General features: G+C 67.3%; 20 protein-coding genes. 10 read left to right on the forward strand and 10 right to left on the reverse strand.

Annotation, left to right across the window (positions count from 1 at the left end; translation table 11 throughout):
• Position 1: 1 nt before the first annotated feature.
• The 5 genes from EAT49_RS07095 to EAT49_RS07115 all read left to right on the forward strand — a co-directional run bounded on the left by EAT49_RS07095 (position 2) and on the right by EAT49_RS07115 (position 3,115).
• Complete coding sequence (locus tag EAT49_RS07095) at positions 2–607, forward strand: hypothetical protein (RefSeq protein ID WP_123641600.1); 606 nt, start codon at positions 2–4, stop codon at positions 605–607.
• On the forward strand, positions 604–1,089 hold the full coding sequence (gene lptA, locus EAT49_RS07100) for a lipopolysaccharide transport periplasmic protein LptA (RefSeq protein ID WP_123641601.1): 486 nt from the start codon (positions 604–606) through the stop codon (positions 1,087–1,089). Before EAT49_RS07095 ends, lptA begins: the two co-directional genes overlap by 4 nt.
• Positions 1,086–1,850, forward strand: a complete 765-nt coding sequence (gene lptB / locus EAT49_RS07105; protein WP_123641602.1) for an LPS export ABC transporter ATP-binding protein — start codon at positions 1,086–1,088, stop codon at positions 1,848–1,850. The genes lptA and lptB overlap by 4 nt, the downstream gene beginning before the upstream one ends.
• Before the next feature lie 188 nt (positions 1,851–2,038).
• Positions 2,039–2,617, forward strand: coding sequence for a ribosome hibernation-promoting factor, HPF/YfiA family (hpf, locus tag EAT49_RS07110; RefSeq protein WP_123641603.1), 579 nt, complete (start codon positions 2,039–2,041; stop codon positions 2,615–2,617).
• 33 nt (positions 2,618–2,650) lie between these two features.
• Positions 2,651–3,115, forward strand: coding sequence for a PTS sugar transporter subunit IIA (locus tag EAT49_RS07115; RefSeq protein WP_123641827.1), 465 nt, complete (start codon positions 2,651–2,653; stop codon positions 3,113–3,115).
• 10 nt (positions 3,116–3,125) lie between these two features.
• On the opposite strand, the gene EAT49_RS07120 is transcribed toward EAT49_RS07115, so the two are convergent.
• The 9 genes from EAT49_RS07120 to cysQ all read right to left on the reverse strand — a co-directional run bounded on the left by EAT49_RS07120 (position 3,126) and on the right by cysQ (position 13,383).
• Entirely contained in the window at positions 3,126–4,547 is a 1,422-nt protein-coding gene (locus EAT49_RS07120) for a sulfotransferase family 2 domain-containing protein (RefSeq protein ID WP_123641604.1), read from the reverse strand.
• Positions 4,548–4,550: 3 nt separating this feature from the next.
• The gene (locus tag EAT49_RS07125) at positions 4,551–6,257 is read right to left on the reverse strand and encodes a DUF5927 domain-containing protein (protein WP_123641605.1); all 1,707 of its coding nucleotides are present in this window, start codon (positions 6,255–6,257) and stop codon (positions 4,551–4,553) included.
• The gene (locus tag EAT49_RS07130; RefSeq protein ID WP_123641606.1) at positions 6,254–7,264 is read right to left on the reverse strand and encodes a glycosyltransferase family 2 protein; all 1,011 of its coding nucleotides are present in this window, start codon (positions 7,262–7,264) and stop codon (positions 6,254–6,256) included. The genes EAT49_RS07125 and EAT49_RS07130 overlap by 4 nt, the downstream gene beginning before the upstream one ends.
• A gap of 54 nt (positions 7,265–7,318) precedes the next feature.
• Positions 7,319–8,509, reverse strand: coding sequence for a glycosyltransferase family 4 protein (locus tag EAT49_RS07135; RefSeq protein ID WP_123641607.1), 1,191 nt, complete (start codon positions 8,507–8,509; stop codon positions 7,319–7,321).
• Positions 8,487–9,476 carry a UDP-glucose 4-epimerase GalE gene (galE, locus tag EAT49_RS07140; RefSeq protein WP_123641608.1) on the reverse strand — a complete coding sequence of 330 codons (990 nt, stop codon included), beginning with the start codon at positions 9,474–9,476 and terminating at the stop codon, positions 8,487–8,489. The genes EAT49_RS07135 and galE overlap by 23 nt, the downstream gene beginning before the upstream one ends.
• A 15-nt stretch (positions 9,477–9,491) precedes the next feature.
• Positions 9,492–10,388 (reverse strand): UTP--glucose-1-phosphate uridylyltransferase GalU, encoded by an 897-nt coding sequence (gene galU, locus EAT49_RS07145; protein ID WP_123641609.1) that lies wholly within the window; start codon positions 10,386–10,388, stop codon positions 9,492–9,494.
• A 149-nt stretch (positions 10,389–10,537) separates the two neighbouring features.
• Positions 10,538–11,782: a glycosyltransferase family 2 protein gene (locus tag EAT49_RS07150; RefSeq protein ID WP_246003785.1), complete on the reverse strand. Its 1,245-nt coding sequence runs from the start codon at positions 11,780–11,782 to the stop codon at positions 10,538–10,540.
• Complete coding sequence (locus EAT49_RS07155; protein WP_123641610.1) at positions 11,779–12,579, reverse strand: 3-deoxy-manno-octulosonate cytidylyltransferase; 801 nt, start codon at positions 12,577–12,579, stop codon at positions 11,779–11,781. The genes EAT49_RS07150 and EAT49_RS07155 overlap by 4 nt, the downstream gene beginning before the upstream one ends.
• A gap of 3 nt (positions 12,580–12,582) precedes the next feature.
• Positions 12,583–13,383: a 3'(2'),5'-bisphosphate nucleotidase CysQ gene (gene cysQ, locus EAT49_RS07160; RefSeq protein ID WP_123641611.1), complete on the reverse strand. Its 801-nt coding sequence runs from the start codon at positions 13,381–13,383 to the stop codon at positions 12,583–12,585.
• Positions 13,384–13,525: 142 nt separating this feature from the next.
• Here cysQ and EAT49_RS07165 point away from each other — a divergent pair, with 142 nt between their 5' ends.
• Both EAT49_RS07165 and EAT49_RS07170 read left to right on the forward strand, forming a co-directional pair.
• Complete coding sequence (locus tag EAT49_RS07165) at positions 13,526–14,347, forward strand: ABC transporter permease (protein ID WP_123641612.1); 822 nt, start codon at positions 13,526–13,528, stop codon at positions 14,345–14,347.
• Positions 14,344–14,946, forward strand: a complete 603-nt coding sequence (locus EAT49_RS07170; RefSeq protein WP_123641613.1) for an SH3 domain-containing protein — start codon at positions 14,344–14,346, stop codon at positions 14,944–14,946. The genes EAT49_RS07165 and EAT49_RS07170 overlap by 4 nt, the downstream gene beginning before the upstream one ends.
• Positions 14,947–14,950: 4 nt before the next feature.
• Here EAT49_RS07170 and EAT49_RS07175 read toward each other — a convergent pair whose 3' ends face one another.
• A complete protein-coding gene (locus EAT49_RS07175; protein ID WP_123641614.1) occupies positions 14,951–15,565 on the reverse strand; it encodes an alpha-ketoglutarate-dependent dioxygenase AlkB family protein in 615 nt (204 codons plus the stop codon).
• A 193-nt stretch (positions 15,566–15,758) separates the two neighbouring features.
• Here EAT49_RS07175 and dnaK point away from each other — a divergent pair, with 193 nt between their 5' ends.
• The 3 genes from dnaK (at position 15,759) to radC (ending at position 19,790) form a co-directional block, all read left to right on the forward strand.
• Positions 15,759–17,669 (forward strand): molecular chaperone DnaK, encoded by a 1,911-nt coding sequence (gene dnaK, locus EAT49_RS07180; protein ID WP_123641615.1) that lies wholly within the window; start codon positions 15,759–15,761, stop codon positions 17,667–17,669.
• Between the two features lie 81 nt (positions 17,670–17,750).
• Positions 17,751–18,896, forward strand: a complete 1,146-nt coding sequence (gene dnaJ, locus EAT49_RS07185) for a molecular chaperone DnaJ (RefSeq protein WP_123641616.1) — start codon at positions 17,751–17,753, stop codon at positions 18,894–18,896.
• A gap of 141 nt (positions 18,897–19,037) precedes the next feature.
• A complete protein-coding gene (gene radC / locus EAT49_RS07190) occupies positions 19,038–19,790 on the forward strand; it encodes a RadC family protein (RefSeq protein ID WP_123641617.1) in 753 nt (250 codons plus the stop codon).
• Positions 19,791–19,870: the final 80 nt, after the last annotated feature.

Here is a 19,870-nt window from a genome sequence, read left to right on the forward strand (position 1 = left end):
GGTGGACCGCCACTCCACCCTCGTCGTCTGGGCCAAGACATTGCTGCCGCTGGGCGCCATCGCGCTTCTCTCGACGCTCTTTCTCGTGTCGCAGCCCCGCGGGGTGGAAGACGCCGAGATTCCCTTCGCCGATCTCGACGCGCTGGCGCGGGACGAACAGGTGTCGGCGCCCTCGTTCTCCGGCGTGGCGGATGACGGTTCGGTGGTGGCGATCAGTGCGGACAGCGCCCGGCCGGCCGGCGACGCCCGGGACGGTCTTGTCCTGCAGGTCGTGCGGGGCACCGTCGATTCACCCGGCGGGCGGCGGCTCACCTTTGCCGCCGGCGACGGGCTGCTGGAGACGGAGGCCGGGACAGCCCGGTTCTCCGGTCCCGTCACCATCGAGACCACGGGCGGATACCGGATGGAGGCCGCCACGCTCCATGCCGATCTCGAGGCCGGGCGGCTGATGGCGCAGGGGCCGGTCACGGCGGAAGCGCCCTATGGCAGCCTCAGCGCCGGACAGCTGGTCGCCGAGACACCAGAGGGCGGCGGCGCGCGACTGGTTTTCCAAGACGGCGTCCGGCTGGTATACCAGCCGCAACCCGACGAAGGCACACCCCGATGACCTCTCTCCGACCATTCGTCCTGACCCTTCTGCTGGCCCTGCCCGCAGCTCTCCCGGCCCAGACCAGCATCGACCTCGGCGGCGTGACCGCCGACCCTGACGCCCCGGTGGAGATCACCGCCGACAGCCTGACCGTCAACCGCGACGACGGCAGCGCGGTCTTCGAAGGTGAGGTGCGGATCGGCCAAGGGGACCTGCGGATCGCCGCGACCCGTGTGGAGGTGCGCTACGACGACGCCACGGGCGACATCGCCCGGCTCGACGCCTCGGGCGGTGTGACCCTGGCCACGGCCGACGAGCAGGCGGAGGCGCAGCGGGCGGAATACGATCTGGTGGCGGGCACGCTGACGCTGATCGGCGAGGTGCTTCTGACGCAGGGCCAGAGCGCGCTCTCGGCGGAGCGCATGGTCGTGAACCTCGATGACGGGACCGCGCGTATGGAGGGCCGGGTGACAACGATCTTCCGCCAGGACGGTCAATGAGCGGGACGCGCCCGACCCTGACCGCGACCGAGGGCAGCGGCGGACTGAAGATCCGCCACCTGCGCAAGGGCTACCGCAAGCGGCCCGTGCTGCGGGACGTGAGCCTCGACCTCGGGCGTGGCGAGGTGGTGGCGCTGCTGGGGCCGAACGGATCGGGCAAGACGACCTGCTTCTACTGCATCGCCGGGCTTATCCAGCCCGACGCCGGTCAGGTTCTGGTGGACGGGCGCGACGTGACCGCGCTGCCGATGTACCGCCGCGCGAAGCTGGGGATCGGCTACCTGCCGCAGGAGATGTCGATCTTCCGCGGGCTGACGGTGGAGGAGAACATTCTCGCCATCCTCGAGATCGCCGAGCGGGACCGCACCTCGCGCCGCGAACGGCTCGAGGAGCTCCTGTCGGAATTCTCAATCGAACACCTGCGCCGCACGCCCGCGCTGGCCCTGTCGGGCGGCGAACGGCGGCGCTGCGAGATCGCGCGCTGCCTCGCCGCCGGGCCGCGCTATGTCCTGCTGGACGAACCCTTCGCCGGGGTCGATCCGATCTCGGTCGGCGACATCCGCACCCTCGTGTCTCATCTGTCAGAGCGCGGGATCGGCGTGCTGATCACCGATCACAACGTCCGCGAGACGCTGGAGATCGTGGACCGCGCCTATATCCTGCACGACGGCCGCGTGCTGATGTCCGGCAGCGCCGCCGATGTCGTGGCGGACGAGAACGTCCGCCGCGTCTATCTCGGCGACAGCTTCCGCGTCACCTGAACACCCCCGCGATTGGCCCGTTGACAGCCGAGTGCGGCGTGAGGCCAGATGACATCATGATGGCGCCAGGGAGGAGAAGATCGTCACGCATCGCACATCTTTCCGCGTCGTCCGGGACGACCGTCCCGCTGCGAACCGGCGCCCGGCGGGACCGGGCCGGCCGGCCTTGATATCGCGAAGGAGACTCCATGCGTTACCAGATCAGCGGCAAGCAGATTGATATCGGCGCGGCGCTACAGACCCATGTGGAAACCGAACTCGGAACGACGCTGGGCAAGTATGCCGGCCGCCCGACCGACGCCATGGTGGTCTTTTCGAAGTCCGGCCACGAATACGTCTGCGAAGCCGTCGTCCACCTGTCCACCGGGCTGACCGCCCAGGCAAAGGGCAGCGCGACGGAGATCTATGCCGCATTCGACAGCGCGACGGAGAAGATGGACAAGCAGTTGCGCCGCTACAAGCGTCGGCTGAAGGACCATCACAAGGAACGCGCCCAGCCTGTTGAAACCCTGGGAGCCGCCTCGTATATCCTCGCGCCGAGGGAAGAGGAGGACGACCTGCCCGAGGGCGAGATCGACCCGATGATCATAGCCGAAATGGAGACGCCGATACCGTCTTTGTCCGTCGGCGAGGCCGTGATGCAGATGGAACTTGCCCACGCACCCCTTCTTGTCTTCCGAAACGAGGGACATAGCGGCATCAATGTGGTCTATCGCCGGGACGACGGGAACATCGGCTGGATCGACCCCCGCAACACGAGCAGTTGACCGGCGAAGCCGGCACACAGGATTGGACACTTGATGCAGCTGGCAGAGATATTGCGCCCGGACGGGATCAAGCTCCTGTCGTCCTGTTCGAGCAAGAAGCGCCTGTTCCGCGATCTCGGCGACATGGCCGAGCAGGCGTTCGGCCTTCCCTCCAGCCGGGTGATCGAGGCCCTGCAGGAACGCGAGGGCCTCGGACCGACCGGCGTGGGGGGCGGCGTGGCCCTCCCCCACGCGCGTCTCGACGGGATCGACGCGGTGCGCGGGCTGTTTCTCAAGCTCGAGCGGCCGCTGGAGTTCGAGTCCGTGGACCGGCAGCCGGTGGACCTCGTCTTCGCCCTGCTGGCCCCCGAATCGGCGGGCGTGCAGCACCTCAAGGCGCTTGCGCTGGTATCCCGGACCCTGCGCGACCCCGCCATCTGCGCCAAGCTGCGTGCCAATTCCGATCCCGCGACCCTGCACACCATCCTGACCGAGGGCACCACCTCTCAGGCCGCCTGAGCGGCCGGGATCAGCGCCAGGGGCCGAAGCCGAACGCCAGATAGTCGCGCTGGTAGATGTCGGCGGCCATGGCCTCGATCTCCTCGTCGTGGATCTCAGCCAGCCGCGCCGCATGGGGATCTGTCTCCGACGGCGGCGGAGGCGCCGCGTCGCGGCCGATCTGCGCAGCCAGTTGCGCGCAGCCCGGCGCCAGCGTCTCCTCGCGCAGGATCATGTCGGGCAGCGTGAAGCCGGTCATGCCCTTCACCACCTCCACCTGCTGCGCCCACCAGGGATCGACGCGCACCGAGGTCTGGCCCCCGAGATTGGCCTTCAGGAACCGCAGGAAGCCCGTGAACGCCGCCCTGTGGGCGGCGGCATCATAGCTTTCATCAAGGCTCTGGCCCGGCAACGCGACCTTGAAGACCTGCCGAAGCGTCTTGCGGATCTCCTTGTAGCTGCCGGGACCGCCGGTCATCAGCTTCTCGCAGAAGGCCGCATGGGCCCGGGCGAGGGGATGGCGGACCACCGTGAATGCGCGATGACCCGGATGGTCGCGCATCCACTGGCGCAGGGTCTTCTGGGTGAAATCTCCGGGCAGGGCGTCTGGCTGCGCCCCGTCGAGCGCGGCGAGCCAGGCCCGCACGGGCTGCGTCGGCCCGCCGAAGACCGGCATGAACAGCAGCGGCGCCACCGGCGCCGTGACATAGGCCGGAACCGCGGCTCCGCGCCGGGGCTCGAAATTCGGGGTCCGGGTCAGGTTGAACCGGTCGAGACGGGCAAGGCTCGCCTCCATCTCGGCGAAATTCGTGACCTTGTCCTCCATCGGCTCGGGGTTCTGGCGCTTCAGCTTGCTGTCCAGCGCGTCGAGCCGATCCTCGACCCCCAGCCAGGCGGCGAGGCCGTTCATGACCTCGACGTCCTGAAGGTCCTCGTAGGCGACGTAGAACGCGGTCTGTCCGGTGGTTTGCAGCCCCTTCAACAGGCGCACCTGAAACGCCTGGAGCGCCTCCAGATGGGCCTCGAACTCGCCGGCGTCGAAGGTCACGGTATCGGAGCGTGCGTGCTTGACGTTGGTCAGCTTCCACTGACCGGTCGACTGGGCGATTTTCCAGCTGACATAGCTGTCCGCGGGATTTCGGGTCAGGATGATCTTGGCGCAGCGCGGGTCCGGCAGGGTGATCTCCAGCGCGCGCGGATCATGGTCGTTGAAGAAGCGAAAGCCGTTCAGCCCGGGCGCGGCCTTCACCGCGTCGATCAGGCCGGCGGGATCGGCCTCCCGGGTCACCTGGGTGAAGCCCAAAAGCTCGGCCCGGTTCGGATAGCCGATGAAATGCGGATTGAACGCCTCGCCGTGGCAGGTGACGCCGTCCAGCGCATTCAGATTGGACTCGAGAAAGTTGGAGCCGGTCCGCATTTCCGCGAAGACGACGAAATAGTCAAATAATGCCATGGGTTACCGGACGAGATAGCGCTTGCGACGGGGCGGTTCGTCCCGCCGGGGCGCGCCACCGGCATGGAAATCGCCCATGAGATAGGGATGCATCCCCTCGTTCTTGAGGTTCTGCAGGAACTGCCCGAAGCCGGTGAGATCGACCATCCTCGGCGTCTCGGTGACCCGGCGCGGGGTGCTGCCCGGGAACTCCTCGATCACGGTCTGCAGCGCCTCGAGGGGGGACTCGATGAACTCCGCCATGGTCCAGATGCGGATGCGCGCCTTGGCGTAGGGCGATCGGAGCGCCTTCAGATGCTCGGACTCGATCTTCTGGAGTCGCGCCGCCTCGGTCCTGAGCTCGGCGAAATCGCCGCCGCTGAGGAACAGTGGAACCGCCCAGGCGCCGGAAATGACGCTGATCTGCGCATTCGGATCCTTGGCGAGGTCCCAGGTTATGATCTGCTGGTCGAACGGCCCGAACTGAAAGCACTGCCGCTCTCCCCGGGTCATCCAGATGAGGGAGGTGAGAAACCGGCGGCTGTTGTAGTCCCGGATCGCGGCGGAGGCCGACAGTGCCCCGGCGAAACTGTCCTGCCGCCCCTCGAATTCTACACCGTGGGTCGCGAAGAGATGGCCGTGCACCCGCGCGCCCGTGGTCCGCGCCAGCCAGGGTTCGAAATCCTCGAAGAGGTCGGAGAACCCTTCGAAGACAGAATAGGGTGCGGAGGTGAACCCGTTCTCCCACCCCTCGTTCGGCAGCCGCGACTGCATGTAGAGACCGGGACGTCCGCGCGTCCGCCGTTCCACAGCCTTGGCGAAGATGCGGTCGATCTTGCCGGGGTTCGGCTCCGCTCCCTTCATCGCCTGCTCGGAGGGGTCGAGAAAGGCCTCGTAGAGCCGGTCCGCATGGGGCCAGATCTTGCGCGCGACGAAACAGTCCGACCGCCGCAGAGGCTGAAGGTGATCGTCGTAGAAGATGTGCGGCTTGCCCTGGAAATCGAACTTCGACAGCGTCAGGGACCGACTCTCGATGTTGCGGGCATAGAGGCGCGCGAGGGTCTGGAAATAGCTTTCGTCCGGGATCCAGACCAGACGGAAATAGGCGTCGTACCGGGCGCGCGCCGGGTCCTTGAGGATGCGTGTCATGGTCTCGCGGGTGAGACACCACCACTGGCTGCCCATGTGGGGTGTCAGCCCCTCGGGGATCTCCCTGTGCAGCCCGAACCGGCGCTGGATCTCGACCCAGCGGTCGAACAGGAACCTCTGGCGTTTCCACGAGAACGGAAAGCGCAGGACGAAGCGCTCCTCGGCAAGGCCGCCCGCGACCCAGGGCACATCGGCCGTCGTCGCGCTCTCGATGAAATCGACGCCCGGACGCTCCGCAAGATAGTCCACAAGCTCGCGCACAGGGCGCAGGGGCAGGCAGGACCCCGAGGCGAGGTAGACGTGCTGAACGCCCGGAAACCTCTCGAGCATCATCTCGGCGCCGGCCTGGCTGGCCGCGACGATGCCCCAGGTGCCCCATTCGCAGCGATGCCGCTTGCAGAAGAGCACAGAGCCCGTGAGATCGGACAGTCCGTGGACGAACCGGTCGTAGGTCTGCGGCCGCACCTTTGCGTCGACATGGACCACCACCGGACAGCCGCCGGCGACCCAGTGCCGGATCACCTGTTCCGCCCGATCGAACGCGGTGTGGATCAGGATGACGATGCCGACCGGACCGCTCATGCCCAGTTGCCCTTGGACATGAGGCCCAGGATCTCCAGCTGGCGCCAGTTGATGTATTTCTCCGACCACTTGCACCACAGATCGGGGTTCTGCGTCACCCCCTCTGCATAGGCGCGATACTCGCGGCCGGCGGCATAATGCTGCTTGCGGTCCAGTTCCTCCTGCGCCTTGGCCGCGAAGGTGGACAGGAATTTCGTATGGAGCAGGACGCCCGAGGCCTTTTCCCCGCCCCATTCGTCGTAGACGAGATTGAGTCCCCGCGGCAGCAGCGTGTGGGTCGAGGAATGATAGGCGTAATCGCGGTTCCACTTGACCAGCGGGATCTTGTTCAGCGCAGGCGCGCGCCACGGCTCATCGGCAAAGAAGACCCGCATCCGCGGCCCGCCCTGGATCCAGAGATTGCCGTATTTCGGATTGCGGTAGATCGAATAGTTCCCCGCGTCGAACCAGTTCGCGATTTCCAGAGGATCCTGCCCGGGCCGGTAGGCGACATCGTTGATCCCGCCCTTGGGATACATGTCCAGAAGCATCGCCGAGAACGACTTGATCGACGACGCCTCGAGCCAGTCCGTCAGCGCGCGCAGAGGCCGCGTATCGCAGAACGGGTAGACGAACAGCTCGTCGGGATCGACCACGAGCGTCCAGTGATTGTGGCCGTATTTCAGTTGCAGCCAGTTCAGCCAGTCGACCCCGAATCGCGCCCGCTTGTAGGAGGCGGTCGTGCTCCAGAGAGAGACGTCGGGCTGATCGGCCAGGAACGCGGCGCCGCCGTCGTCGCTGTCGTTGTCGACCATCAGGAAGTGGCCGACGCCCATATCCCTGTAATACTTCAGGAAATAGGGGAGGCGCATCGCCTCGTTCCGGAACGTGGAAAAGACGAGAATGTCATCCTCGCGGATCCGGTCGGTGCGATTGGCGACCCGGACCAGATTGCGCCGCTTGCGGAACGCCCTGATCCGCCAGCGCTTGCGCTCCAGTCTCAGCCTGTATGACTGCCAGACGCCCAAACTGCTCCCTTCCGTTCCAACCGGCCTCGCGCGACGGTCTGCGGCCTTCGGCTATCACGAAACGCTTAAGGCGATCCTGAAATGATCGGCCCAGCGCGGAGGCACGAAACGCGGAGGTGCGACAGGATGCTCGGTCAGTTCCCTGATCTTGTTGCGCCAAAGATAGGCTTTCCCGATGGGCAGGTAAATCCCGGCATCTCCGAGCACTTCGCGACAGATGGCGGATGGGCCACAAATGACGGGCGTTCCAAGGGCGAGGGCCTCGACGGGTGGCAGGCCGAAACCCTCGGCCAGAGACGGAAACAGCAGGGCCCGCGCCCCCGCGACCAGCGCGGTCCGGGCGGCATCGTCAAGGTCGGACAATTCCGTCACGCCGGTCACGCCCGCGTCGAGCCTCGCGAAGAATTCCGGGCTTTCCCAGCCGCGACGGCCCACGAGAAACAGCGACGGCGCTCCCGGGCCCAGCTCCTCCCAGATGTCGAGAAGAAAGCCGATGTTCTTGCGCGGCTCCAGCGTTCCGACCGCGACGAACCAGGGTTTCCCTCTCGGCGCCTCGGGCGGCAGGGCCTCCGGGTCGGGCCGGTGCAGATCGACACCCAGGGGCGCGGCCACGATCCCCGGGCAGGACGGGCCGAGATGGGCGCGGATGCGTTCGGCGGTCGCCTCGGCGGAGGTCAGGAGCAGGTCCGCCCTGCTGCAAAGCTCAAGATAGCGCCGCGCGCGCGGCACCGCCTCGGGCCGCACTAGGGCGGGATGATCGAGCGGGATCGTGTCATGGACGAAGACCGCGACCCGCCCCCCCGCGCCGCGCACGGCGGCGACCACCCGCGGTGTCAGGTTGGAGATGCCGAGGTTGAGATAGACCGCCCCCGTCGGCAGGCGCCGCCGCAACATCCGCCCGAGCATCGGCCTGGGTGCGCGGGCAATGGCCAGCTCCCGGCAACGCGACTCCAACGCCCTCTGCGCCTCGGGACGCCGCTTGCCGAGCCGGGAGAGAAGGCCCGGCAGCCCGAACGCGCAACCGTCGATACGCCGCAGCACATCCGCCGCGCCCGCCCGGTCCAGCATCAGATAATCCGCGGGCGTCCGCACCAGCGCGAAGAGCGGCGTCTGCCGGTTCAGAAGCTCGGCGAGATAGGCGCGTTCCACCCGGTCGACGCCGGTCAGCACGCGGCCCGCGCGCGAGACAAGCCGGGTCAGGTCGATCAGCCGCGCGGGCGGCTCATTCGCGGAAATGGGCGCCATGGTTCTGATGCCAGCGCCAGGCGTCGGCCACCATCGCGCCCATGGTCGACCGTTCAGGCCGCCAGCCCAGTTCCTCGGTCGCGCGCCTGCTGCCGGAGACGAGCTGCACCGCGTCGCCGGGGCGTCTGTCCCCCTCGATCACCGGTACTTCCCGGTTCGTGACGCGCCCCGATTCCGCGATCACCTCGCGCACGGAGAAGCCGGACCCCGTACCGAGGCAGAAGACGCGGCTGGCCTTGCCGTCCTCGAGCCATTTCAGGCCGAGCACATGGGCCTCGACGAGGTCCATGACATGCACATAGTCCCGGATGCAGGTCCCGTCGGGCGTGTCGTAATCGGTGCCGAAGATCGTCAGCGCCGACCGCTTTCCGTCGATGGCGTCGAGCATCAGCGGAATGAGATGGGTCTCGGGCTGGTGAAACTCTCCGATCTCGCCTTCGGGGTCCGCGCCTGCCACGTTGAAATAGCGGAAGATCACCGACCGCACGCCATGGGCCTGTCCGAAGTTCCCGATCATGTCCTCGATGGCGCGTTTCGTGGCGCCATAGGCGTTGATCGGCTGCTGCGGCGTGTTCTCGTCGAGGATCACCCCGTCATGGTCGCCGTAGGTCGCGCAGGTGGAGGAGAAGACGATTTTGCGGCACCCGGCTGCCACCGCCGCTTCCAGAAGGTTCAGCGACCCTCCGACATTTGCGCGCCAGAACGTGGCCGGGTCCTTCATGCTGTCGCCCACGAGGCTGAGCGCCGCGAAATGCATGACCGCGCTCGGGCGCCAGGTGGCGAAGACCTCGTCGAGACGGGCGCGGTCGAGAAGGTCCCCGTGCTCGAACGGGCCGAACCGGACCGCGTCGCGCCAACCGGTTCCGAGGTTGTCATAGGTTACGGGTGTATACCCCGCCGAGGCGAGAACCTTGCAGGCATGACTGCCGATATAGCCCGCCCCGCCGGTGACGAGGATCGTCGTCATCGGGACACCCGCAGCCTACTGGGCCGCGTTCCGGGTCATGGCGAGCTCGTCGAGATACTGCTGCAGTTCGTCGCGCAGGTCGTCTCGGGCGAGGCCATAGGCCACCGTCGCCTGCAGGAAACCCGCCTTGGAGCCGCAGTCGAACCGCTGCCCGCGGAAGCGGAAGCCGTAGACACCGCGCTCTTCGGCGATCTCCATGGCGATGGCGTCGGTCAGCTGGATCTCCCCACCCGAGCCTTCCTTGACGCGGCTGAGGTTCTTCATCACCGACGGCGCGAGGATGTAACGGCCGATGACGGCGAGGTTGGAGGGCGCATTGTCCGGCTCCGGCTTCTCGACCATCCCCCTGACCGAGACGAGAGAGCCCATGTCCTCGGCACAGTCGAGGATGCCATAGGATTTCGTCTTCTCGTGGGGCACTTCCATCGCGGCGACCATGCTTCCGCCGGTCTGCTCGTAGGCCTCGACCATCTGCTGAAGGCAGGGTTTCTCGGCCGCGATCACGTCGTCGGGCAGGATCACGGCGAAGGGCTCGTTGTCCTTGAGCAGGCGCCGCGCGCACCAGACCGCATGTCCGAGACCCCGCGCCTCGTTCTGTCTGATGTAGGCGATTCCGCCCGATTCCATGTTGGTGGACTTGAGCGTTTCCAGAAGGTCGGCCTTGCCTTTCTTCCGCAGCTGCGCCTCCAGTTCCGGCGCGCGGTCGAAGTAATCCTCGAGGGCGGACTTGCCGCGCGCGGTAACGAAGATGAATTCCCGGATGCCGGCCGCACGGGCCTCGTCGATCGCGTACTGGATCAGGGGACGGTCGACGAGGGTCATGATCTCCTTCGGGACGGATTTCGTCGCCGGCAGGAACCGGGTTCCCAATCCTGCAACCGGAAAGATCGCCTTCGTCACGCGCTTCGCCATAGTCACCGTCTCCAAATGATCAGCCGGGCTTGCCCAGTTGCCGAGTCCTGTCCGGGGCGGACCGGACGCCGGCACTATTCACCCCTTGTATGTCCGTCTCATGGCATGAACCGGACGGCCCTGTCTATCTGCGCCGAAGCAGGGGTTCCCTAGCCGGAAGGAGTTCCCCGCAGCGGAGCCACGCGTGCCGCTTCCTGCGCCACCCGCGATCTGAAACCGCGCAGTCTCACGACTTGTTCCTCCCGGTCCGCCCGTCCGAAGAGGCCACCGGATTGCACCCAGTATCCCATCGGATCGAACCAGGCGCGGTGCGGCCGGGCGGTGGGCGACAGCAGCAGAAGGGTCACGTCATGACCGTGCTCCGCGAGACGCGCGGCCTCTTCATGACGCTGCCGCGCCTGCCAGGATCGGCCCGCGACGACGACATGGCCGCGCCGCCTGCGGTCGGGCCGGTAGGGCAGGAACGGGCTACGCGCATCCTCGATCGGCGGAACGGGCTCCAGCGTCGCGTCGAGCCCATCGGCCCAGCCTTCGTCGAAGGTCCGCAGGAGACGGCCCACGTCCCGCGGCTCGATCCGCCCGGCCACCATGTGCGCCAGAAGGCCCGCCCTGCGCTCCGCCCGTTCCCGCCGCCCGATGGGAGAAATCGTCTCGCGCCGGCTGTGGCGCCGCAGGAACAGCGCAAGGCTGGCGCCCACGTCGAACAGGCTCAGCGGAACGCGGTCGGCCCTGCGCCGCTCGCTCGGCGCCACGCCGTGCAGCACCTGCGCCAGCGGCACGGCGGCGGTCAGCGCGCCGGTCGCCGCCAGCCGCATGTCGAGATCCGTCTCGTCGAGATAGAAGCGGTAGGCCGGATCGAACCCGTTCACCTCCTGGAGCGCGGACCGGCGGAAGGCCATGTTCGTCCCCTCGGTCTTGATCGCGCGCCCTTCGGAGGTCGCGACGATGCGCGGCTCCATCCCCTCCAGCGGAATCGGCCGCGGGTCCGCGTCCGGCCCGATGTCGGACAGCCGGTGCTGGTAGCTCAGCCCGTTGCGCCCGCGGACATAGCCGGTCGCCGCCGAGACCCGGTCGTCCTCGAAGACCTCCGCCAGATGCTCGAGCCACAGCGGCTCCGCCGCGGCGTCGTCGTCGATGAACGCGACCACCTCGCCCGCCGCCTGCGCGATGCCCGCGTTGCGCGCCGCCGAAACGCCTGGTTCGTCGAAGGCCACCACCTTGACCCGGTCGAAGAGCGCGGGGCTCCGGTCGATCCTCAGCCGCGCGTCGCGATCGGCCACCACGACGATCTCGAAGTCATCGTGGCTCTGCCGCACCAGCGAGGCGAGGCAGGTCATCAGCTGGTCCGGCCGGCCGCGGCTGACCACGACCACGCTGACGGGAAGCCCCGTCACGCGATCCCCGCGGCCTCGAGCATCGCCTCGATCCGGGGCACGTCCTCGGGGTTGTTCAGCTCCCAGAAGGGGCGGCCGCGGGCGTCCACCTCGACGCAGGTCAGGTGCACGCCGCGCTCCAGAAAGCGCAGCTGTTCCAGCCCCTCGAGCTGTTCCAGCGGCCCCGGCGGCCAGAGCGGATAGGCCGCCAGCGCCGAGGGCCGGTAGGCATAGACGCCCACATGGTGCCAGACCGGCGTCGGGTCGCCGTCCGGATAATCTCGCCCGGTATAGGGAATCACTTCCTTGGAGAAATAGAGCGCGGCCCGCTCCGCGCCGAACACCGCCGTCGTGCCGCCCACGCGCCCCGCCGCCCGATCCTCGCGAAAGCCCCTCAGCGCGCGCCCGTCGCAGCGCAGCACCGGCGTCGCCACCTCGGCCACCGGATGGGCGGCGAGATCGGCGATCAACGCCTCCACGAACCAGGGCGGCGTCAGCGGCGCGTCGCCCTGCAGGTTCACCACGATGTCATAGCCGCCGCCCAGCGCGTCCAGCGCCTCGGCCACCCGCTCCGTCCCGTTGCGCGCGGCCTCGGAGGTCATCACCACCTCGGCGCCGAAGCCCTCGGCCTCGGCCCGGATCCGGTCGTCGTCGGTCGCAACGACCACGCGGTCCGCGCCCGCGACCGCCTGGGCCGCGTCCCACGACCGGCGGATCAGGGTCTTCGCGGCACCTGTCGCGCCGCGCAGGGGGACCAGCGGCTTGCCGGGATAGCGCTGGGAGGCATAGCGCGCGGGGATCACGATGAGCGTGGCCATGGATCAGCCCGCCTTCAACTCCACGCCAGGGGCGTAGGCGATGAAGAAAGGGTTGCCGAAGCCCGGCTTGCCATAAGCCAGCGGCTCTTCCGGCGCGTCGAAGCGCACGACATGCCCGCCCGCGCCGCGCAGCACGGCATCGCCCGCCGCGGTGTCCCATTCCATCGTCCGCCCGAGGCGGGGATAGAGGTCGGCCTCGCCCGTCGCCACGAGGCAGAACTTCAGCGACGAGCCCGCCGAGGTCATGTCGCGCACCGAGTATTGCGCGATATAGGCATCGGTCGCGGCGTCGCGGTGGGATTTCGACGCCACCACCATCAGGGCCGAATTGTCAGGGTTCGACACACCGATCTCCCGCTCATCTCCGGGGGCATCCTTCACGAAGGCACCGGTCTCCTCGACGGACCGGCCATCCGCGCGCGTGTAGAAGAGCCGCCCCTTCGCGGGGGCAAAGACCACGCCCCGGGTCGGCACGCCGTCCTCCACCAGCGCGATATTGACGGTGAAGTCGCCGCGCCGGTTGATGAACTCCTTCGTTCCGTCCAGCGGGTCGACGATGAAGAAGGTCGCGGCCGTCACGTCATGGCTCTCGGCCTGCTCCTCGGTCACCAGCGCGATATCAGGAAAGGCCGCGCGCAATCCGGCGGCGATATGGGCATCGGCGGCCTCGTCGGCGGCGGTGACGGGGCTGTTGTCGCTCTTGGTCATCACCTCGAAATCGGGACCGTCGTAGATTTCCATGATCCGGTCCCCGGCTTCGAGCGCGAGCCGCCGCATTTCCCTCACAATCGCCGCGTATTCCATGCAAAGACCTTTCCGGGCGCCTGCGCCTATTGTTGAACGTGGGGACCGCGCTCCTTATGGTGCCGGCATCCGGATTGGGCAAGGCTGGGCGGCTCCGCCCCGGTCACGACGGTCACGCAGCGGAGAAGCGCAAGGGAGCGCCATGTTTCACGCACCCCAGGCCAGGACCGGAGCGCAAGGGGCGCTCCGCACCTTCGAGCTGATCTATCACTCGATCGTCCGCGACCTGCGCAAGAGCCACCGGCACGCCCTCATCGGACTGCTGCTCAACATCCTGCAGACGATCATCCTCGTGCTCACCTTCTACCTGATGTTCGTGGTGCTCGGCCTTCGGACGTCGGCGATACGTGGTGATTTCCTGCTCTTCGTGATGACCGGCATCTTCATGTTCATCAGCCACACGAAGTCGATGAGCGCCGTCCTGGGGTCGGAGGGGCCGACCTCGGCGATGATGAAGCACAGGCCGATGAACACGATCATCGCGGTCACCTCATCGGCACTCGCGGCGCTCTACATCCAGGTGCTCTCCGCCATCGTGGTGCTGTTCCTCTACCATGCCATCATCACGCCGCTCGAGATCCATCAGCCGGTCTACTGCCTCCTGATGCTGATCCTCGCCTGGTTCTTCGGGGTCGCGGTGGGCATGGTCTTTCTGGCGATGAAGCCATGGTTCCCGGAACTGACAAGCATCCTGTCGACGATCTGGACCCGGGCCAACATGGTCGCCTCGGGCAAGATGTTCCTCGCCAACACGCTGCCCGGTTTCATGCTGGACTGGTTCGACTGGAACCCGCTGTTCCACATCATCGACCAGGTCCGCGGCTTCGCCTTCATCAACTACAATCCGCATTTCTCCAGCCTGACCTATCCGATCATCGCCAGCTTCGTCCTGCTGATGATCGGCATGATCGGCGAGAGCTATACCCGCAAGAAAGCGTCCGTTTCCTGGAGTGCCGGCAAATGATCCGCATGATGGCCCTGTTTCTGTTCCTGCTCCCCGCCGCCGTGGCGGCCCAGGAGTTTCCCGCGCGCTACAACGTGACCGGCGTGGCATCGGACGATGTTCTCAACGTCCGCGCAGGCCCGGGCGCCTCACATCCGATCATCGGCGAACTGGCACACGACGCCGTGGATGTGGAGGTCGTGGCCCGCGCCGACGGGGCGGACTGGGGCCTCGTGAACGTGGGAGAACGCTCCGGCTGGGCGTCTCTGGCATTCCTCGCGCGTCAGCCCGGCGAGTGGAACTCGGCCCCCACCGCCATCACCAGCTGTTTCGGCACCGAACCGTTCTGGGACATCACCGGCCTGAACGGCACGCTCGATCTCCGGAACTTCGGGGAGCCCGTCTTCTCGGCCCCGACCTCGGGGCCGATGGCCGCGCCATGGGCCGGTCGTCTCGGCGTCACCGCAAGCGGGCCGGACGGACATCTCTCCGTCGTCGTCCGGGGCGAATCCTGCAACGACGGCATGTCGGACCAGGCCTACGGTCTCTCGGCCACGGTCATTTCGGAGGTCGAAGGTGCATCGGAGATGTGGCTCGGGTGCTGCTCGGTCGGACGCTGAGGGCTCAGGGATCGACCACGCGCAGCGTCAGGTTGATCCGCCCGCCACCCTCGAGCAGCGTGGAGCTTCCCGGTCTGATCCGGTCGATCCCGTGATAGACCAGGCGTGCCGGCCCCCCCATCACCGCGACATCGCCCGAGCGCAGCCAGACGCTCTCGGTCCGGCCGCCGCGCGTCAGGTTGCCGATCCGGAACAGCGCCTCGTCCCCGAGCGAGATTGACAAGACGGGATGATCGAAACTGCCCTCGTCCCGGTCCTGGTGCATCCCCATCCTCGCATCGGCATCGTAGTAGTTCACGAGGCAGCACTCCGGCGCCCGCACCGTGTCGGCGACCGCCTCCCAGACTGCCAGGACCGAGGCCGGGATCGGCGGCCACGCCATGCCCTCGGGATGCCGCGGCTCGTACCGGTAGCCGCGGCGGTCGGTGATCCAGCCATAGCGTCCCGCCGCGGTCATCCGCACGCTCATCGGCCGGCCCGAGGGCGTCACGGGCCGGAACAGCGGCGCCCGCCGCACCACCTCGCGCAGGTCGGCAACCATGGCCCGTTGCGCTTCGGGCGTCAGGAACCCCTCGTGGATCGCCACGTCGCGGACGGTCAGCGTGGGTCCTTGCGTCATCCTCACCCCCTGTCCCGGACGGGACACTTTTGCAACATCGGGTGCGGTCCGGGCCGTTGCAGCCCCTCGGACCCCTGCCTATATACCCGCGAGATCGGCGGTCCGACAGCGGTCCGCCCCAAACCATCCCGGCCACGGGCGCCATTCTGGGCCCGGACCGTTCAAACCGCCTGAAGAGAGGGATTTGAGAGACATGGCCAAAGTCATCGGGATCGACCTCGGCACCACGAACTCCTGCGTCGCCATCATGGACGGCAGCCAGGCCCGCGTGATCGAGAACGCGGAAGGGGCGCGCACCACGCCCTCCATCGTCGCCTTCACGGAAAACGAGCGCCTCGTCGGCCAGCCCGCCAAGCGGCAGGCAGTGACCAACCCGGAAAACACGATCTTCGCCGTCAAGCGCCTGATCGGCCGCCGCACCACGGATGCCGAGGTGACGAAGGACCAGAAGATCGTCCCCTACAACATCATCGACGGCGGCAACGGCGACGCCTGGGTCGAGGCGCGCGGCGAGAAATACTCGCCGAGCCAGATCAGCGCCTTCATCCTGCAGAAGATGAAGGAAACCGCCGAGAGCTATCTCGGCGAAGAGGTGACGCAGGCCGTCATCACCGTGCCCGCCTATTTCAACGACCAGCAGCGCCAGGCCACGAAGGACGCGGGCAAGATCGCCGGTCTCGAGGTCCTGCGCATCATCAACGAGCCGACCGCCGCCGCGCTGGCCTACGGTCTCGACAAGAAGGAATCGAAGACCATTGCCGTCTACGACCTCGGCGGCGGCACCTTCGACATCACCATCCTCGAGATCGACGACGGCCTCTTCGAAGTGAAGTCCACCAACGGGGACACGTTCCTCGGGGGCGAGGATTTCGACATGCGGATCGTCAACTACCTCGCCGACGAGTTCAAGAAGGAGCACGGCGTCGACCTGACGAAGGACAAGATGGCGCTTCAGCGCCTGAAGGAAGCCGCCGAGAAGGCCAAGATCGAGCTCAGCTCCTCCAGCCAGACCGAGATCAACCAGCCGTTCATCTCGATGGACAAGAACACCGGCACGCCGCTGCACATGGTCATGAAGCTGACCCGCGCGAAGCTCGAAAGCCTCGTGGGCGACCTGATCAAGAACTCGATCAAGCCCTGCCAGGCGGCGCTGAAGGACGCGGGCCTCTCGGCCTCGGACATCGACGAGGTGGTGCTCGTCGGCGGCCAGACCCGGATGCCGAAGGTCGTGGAAGAGGTGACGAAGTTCTTCGGCAAGGAGCCGCACAAGGGCGTCAACCCGGACGAGGTCGTGGCCATGGGCGCGGCGATCCAGGCCGGCGTGCTGCAGGGCGACGTCAAGGACGTGGTGCTGCTCGACGTCACGCCGCTGAGCCTCGGGATCGAGACACTGGGCGGCGTCTTCACCCGGCTGATCGACCGCAACACCACGATCCCGACGAAGAAGAGCCAGATCTTCTCCACCGCCGAGGACAACCAGAACGCGGTGACGATCCGGGTCTTCCAGGGCGAGCGCGAGATGGCCGCCGACAACAAGATGCTCGGCCAGTTCAATCTCGAGAACATCCCGCCCGCGCCCCGCGGCATGCCGCAGATCGAGGTGACCTTCGACATCGACGCCAACGGCATCGTGTCGGTGTCCGCCAAGGACAAGGGCACCAACAAGGAGCAGAAGATCACCATTCAGGCCTCGGGCGGCCTGTCGGACGACGACATCGAGCGCATGGTGAAGGACGCCGAAGAGAACGCGGACGCCGACAAGAAGCGCCGCGCCCTCGTCGAGGCGCGCAACCAGGCAGAAAGCCTCATCCACTCGACCGAGAAGTCGATGGAAGAGCATTCCGACAAGGTCGACCCGACAACGATCGAGGCGATCGAGCTTGCGATCGCGGCGCTGAAGGACGACCTCGAGACGGAGAATGCCGACAAGATCAAGTCGGGCATCCAGAACGTCACCGAGGCCGCGATGAAGCTGGGCGAGGCGATCTACAAGAGCCAGGCCGAGACCGGAGAGGACGGCCCGTCCGAGGCCGACCGCGGCCCGGGCGAGGACGACATCGTCGATGCCGATTTCGAAGATCTGGATGACGACAAGCGCAAGTAAGCGCGGCTGAACCCGGGCGAGACCGGCCCGCTCCTGCGCGGGCCGGTCTTTGCGTTCCCGCCAGAAAGGGGACTGAAGTAGATGGCGAAACGCGATTTCTACGACGTGCTCGGGGTGGCCCGCGGGGCTTCGCCCGACGAGATAAAGAAGGCCTACCGGACCAAGGCCAAGGAACTCCATCCCGACCGCAACGCGGACAACCCGGATGCCGAGGCCAGGTTCAAGGAGGTCAACGAGGCCTACGAGGCCCTGAAGGACCCCGACAAGAAAGCCGCTTATGACCGCTACGGGCATGCCGCCTTCGACGGCGGCATGGGCGGCATGGGCGCCGGCCGTCGCGGCGGCGGCCAGCAGGATTTCGCGTCGGCCTTCTCCGACGTCTTCGACGATCTCTTCGGCGATTTCATGGGCGGGCGCCCCGGCGGCGGCCGCAACCGGGCGACCCGCGGCAACGACCTGCGCTACAACCTGCGGATCAATCTCGAGGACGCCTATTCGGGCCTCCAGAAGACGATCACCGTGCCGACCGCCGTGCCCTGCACCGTCTGCAACGGCACCGGAGCCGAGGGCGGCGCGGAGCCCGCCACCTGTCCGACCTGCTCGGGCATGGGCAAGGTGCGCGCACAGCAGGGCTTCTTCACGGTCGAGCGCACCTGCCCCACCTGCAACGGCGTGGGCCAGACCATCAAGAACCCCTGCAACACCTGCCACGGCGCGGGTCGGGTGGAGAAGGAACGCCAGCTTTCGGTCAACATCCCCGCCGGGGTGGAGACGGGCACCCGCATCCGTCTGGCCGGCGAGGGCGAGGCCGGACTGCGCGGAGGGCCCGCGGGCGATCTCTACATCTTCATCGAGGTGAAGGAGCACGAGCTCTTCCAGCGCGACGGGCAGCATCTCTTCTGCCGGGTGCCCGTGTCGGTGGCGACCGCGGCGCTGGGCGGCGACATCGAGGTGCCGACCATCGACGGCGGCCGCAGCCGGGTAAAGATCCCCGAGGGCAGCCAGACCGGCCGCCAGATGCGCCTGCGCAGCAAGGGCATGCCCGCGCTGCGCGGGGCAGGATCCGGCGACATGTTCATCGAACTGGCGGTGGAGACCCCGGTGAACCTCTCGGCGCGGCAGAAGGAGCTTCTGCGCGAATTCGAGAAACTCTCGGAGAGCAACAACCCGCAGAGCTCGTCCTTCTTCTCCTCGGTCAAGAATTTCTGGGACCAGATGAAGGGATGACGGGTTTCGCCGCGCTGCGCGCGGCGACCCGCCGGGGGGCGCTGCCCCCCGGACCCCCCGGAGTATTTCCGGCCAGATGAATGAGAATTCGGGGCACCGGCGTTAACCGTTGCGCAAGAGGTGCGGCGCTAGCATGGCGCCATGACCCGCCAGCTGTCCGAAGCCTCCCTGCCGCTCTTTGCCCCCGCTGCCGCCGCGGGGCAGCGCGTGGCGCCGCCGCTTCCGTCCTATATCCGCGACCACCGCAAGCGGCTGCGCGCCCGGTTTCTCGAGGGCGGCGCGGCGGCGATGCCCGATTACGAGCTCCTCGAACTGGTGCTGTTCCGGGCGATCCCCCGCGCGGATGTCAAACCCCTCGCCCGGCGCCTGCTTGACAGGTTCGGCGACCTCGGCGGCGTTCTCGCCGCCCCGATCCCCCGCCTGACCGAGGTGGAGGGGGTGGGCGAGGCGGTGTCCCTCGAGCTGAAGATCCTCGAGGCGGCGGCGCAGCGGATGCGGCGCGCCCAGGTGCTGCGCAGGCAGGTGCTGTCCTCCTGGGATGCCCTGCTCGACTACTGCCACACGATCATGGCCCACCGGGAGACGGAGGCCTTTCGCGTGCTCTTCCTCGACCGCAAGAACGTGCTGATCGCCGACGAGGCCCAGGGCGAAGGCACCGTCGATCATGTCCCCGTCTACCCGCGCGAGGTGATCAAGCGCGCGCTGGAACTGGGGGCTTCGGCCCTTATCCTCGTGCACAATCATCCCTCGGGCGACCCGACCCCGAGTGCGGCGGATATCGACATGACGGCACAGATCGCCCGCGCCGCGGAGGCGCTGGGGATCACGATCCACGATCACCTCGTGATCGGCAGGTCGCGTGAGCTGAGCTTTCGATCGGAGGGGTTGCTGTGACCCTCGCGGGCGCGTTCCGCCGCGGTGTCGCTCTGCCCGTCATGCTGCTTGCCGGGGGTCGTCCGCGGCGCATGCGCCTG

This window comes from Histidinibacterium lentulum (assembly GCF_003789055.1).
Taxonomy (GTDB): domain Bacteria; phylum Pseudomonadota; class Alphaproteobacteria; order Rhodobacterales; family Rhodobacteraceae; genus Oceanicola; species Oceanicola lentulus.

Coding starts and splice junctions, on each gene's coding strand:
- EAT49_RS07120 (WP_123641604.1), bottom strand. CDS start 4,547: ATGGCATTATTTGACTATTTCGTCGTCTTCGCGGAAATGCGGACCGGC.
- cysQ (WP_123641611.1), bottom strand. CDS start 13,383: ATGGAATACGCGGCGATTGTGAGGGAAATGCGGCGGCTCGCGCTCGAA.
- EAT49_RS07175 (WP_123641614.1), bottom strand. CDS start 15,565: ATGACGCAAGGACCCACGCTGACCGTCCGCGACGTGGCGATCCACGAG.
- galU (WP_123641609.1), bottom strand. CDS start 10,388: ATGGCGAAGCGCGTGACGAAGGCGATCTTTCCGGTTGCAGGATTGGGA.
- galE (WP_123641608.1), bottom strand. CDS start 9,476: ATGACGACGATCCTCGTCACCGGCGGGGCGGGCTATATCGGCAGTCAT.
- EAT49_RS07125 (WP_123641605.1), bottom strand. CDS start 6,257: ATGAGCGGTCCGGTCGGCATCGTCATCCTGATCCACACCGCGTTCGAT.
- dnaK (WP_123641615.1), top strand. CDS start 15,759: ATGGCCAAAGTCATCGGGATCGACCTCGGCACCACGAACTCCTGCGTC.
- lptA (WP_123641601.1), top strand. CDS start 604: ATGACCTCTCTCCGACCATTCGTCCTGACCCTTCTGCTGGCCCTGCCC.
- lptB (WP_123641602.1), top strand. CDS start 1,086: ATGAGCGGGACGCGCCCGACCCTGACCGCGACCGAGGGCAGCGGCGGA.
- radC (WP_123641617.1), top strand. CDS start 19,038: ATGACCCGCCAGCTGTCCGAAGCCTCCCTGCCGCTCTTTGCCCCCGCT.
- hpf (WP_123641603.1), top strand. CDS start 2,039: ATGCGTTACCAGATCAGCGGCAAGCAGATTGATATCGGCGCGGCGCTA.
- EAT49_RS07170 (WP_123641613.1), top strand. CDS start 14,344: ATGATCCGCATGATGGCCCTGTTTCTGTTCCTGCTCCCCGCCGCCGTG.
- EAT49_RS07165 (WP_123641612.1), top strand. CDS start 13,526: ATGTTTCACGCACCCCAGGCCAGGACCGGAGCGCAAGGGGCGCTCCGC.
- EAT49_RS07135 (WP_123641607.1), bottom strand. CDS start 8,509: ATGGCGCCCATTTCCGCGAATGAGCCGCCCGCGCGGCTGATCGACCTG.
- EAT49_RS07155 (WP_123641610.1), bottom strand. CDS start 12,579: ATGGCCACGCTCATCGTGATCCCCGCGCGCTATGCCTCCCAGCGCTAT.
- dnaJ (WP_123641616.1), top strand. CDS start 17,751: ATGGCGAAACGCGATTTCTACGACGTGCTCGGGGTGGCCCGCGGGGCT.
- EAT49_RS07115 (WP_123641827.1), top strand. CDS start 2,651: ATGCAGCTGGCAGAGATATTGCGCCCGGACGGGATCAAGCTCCTGTCG.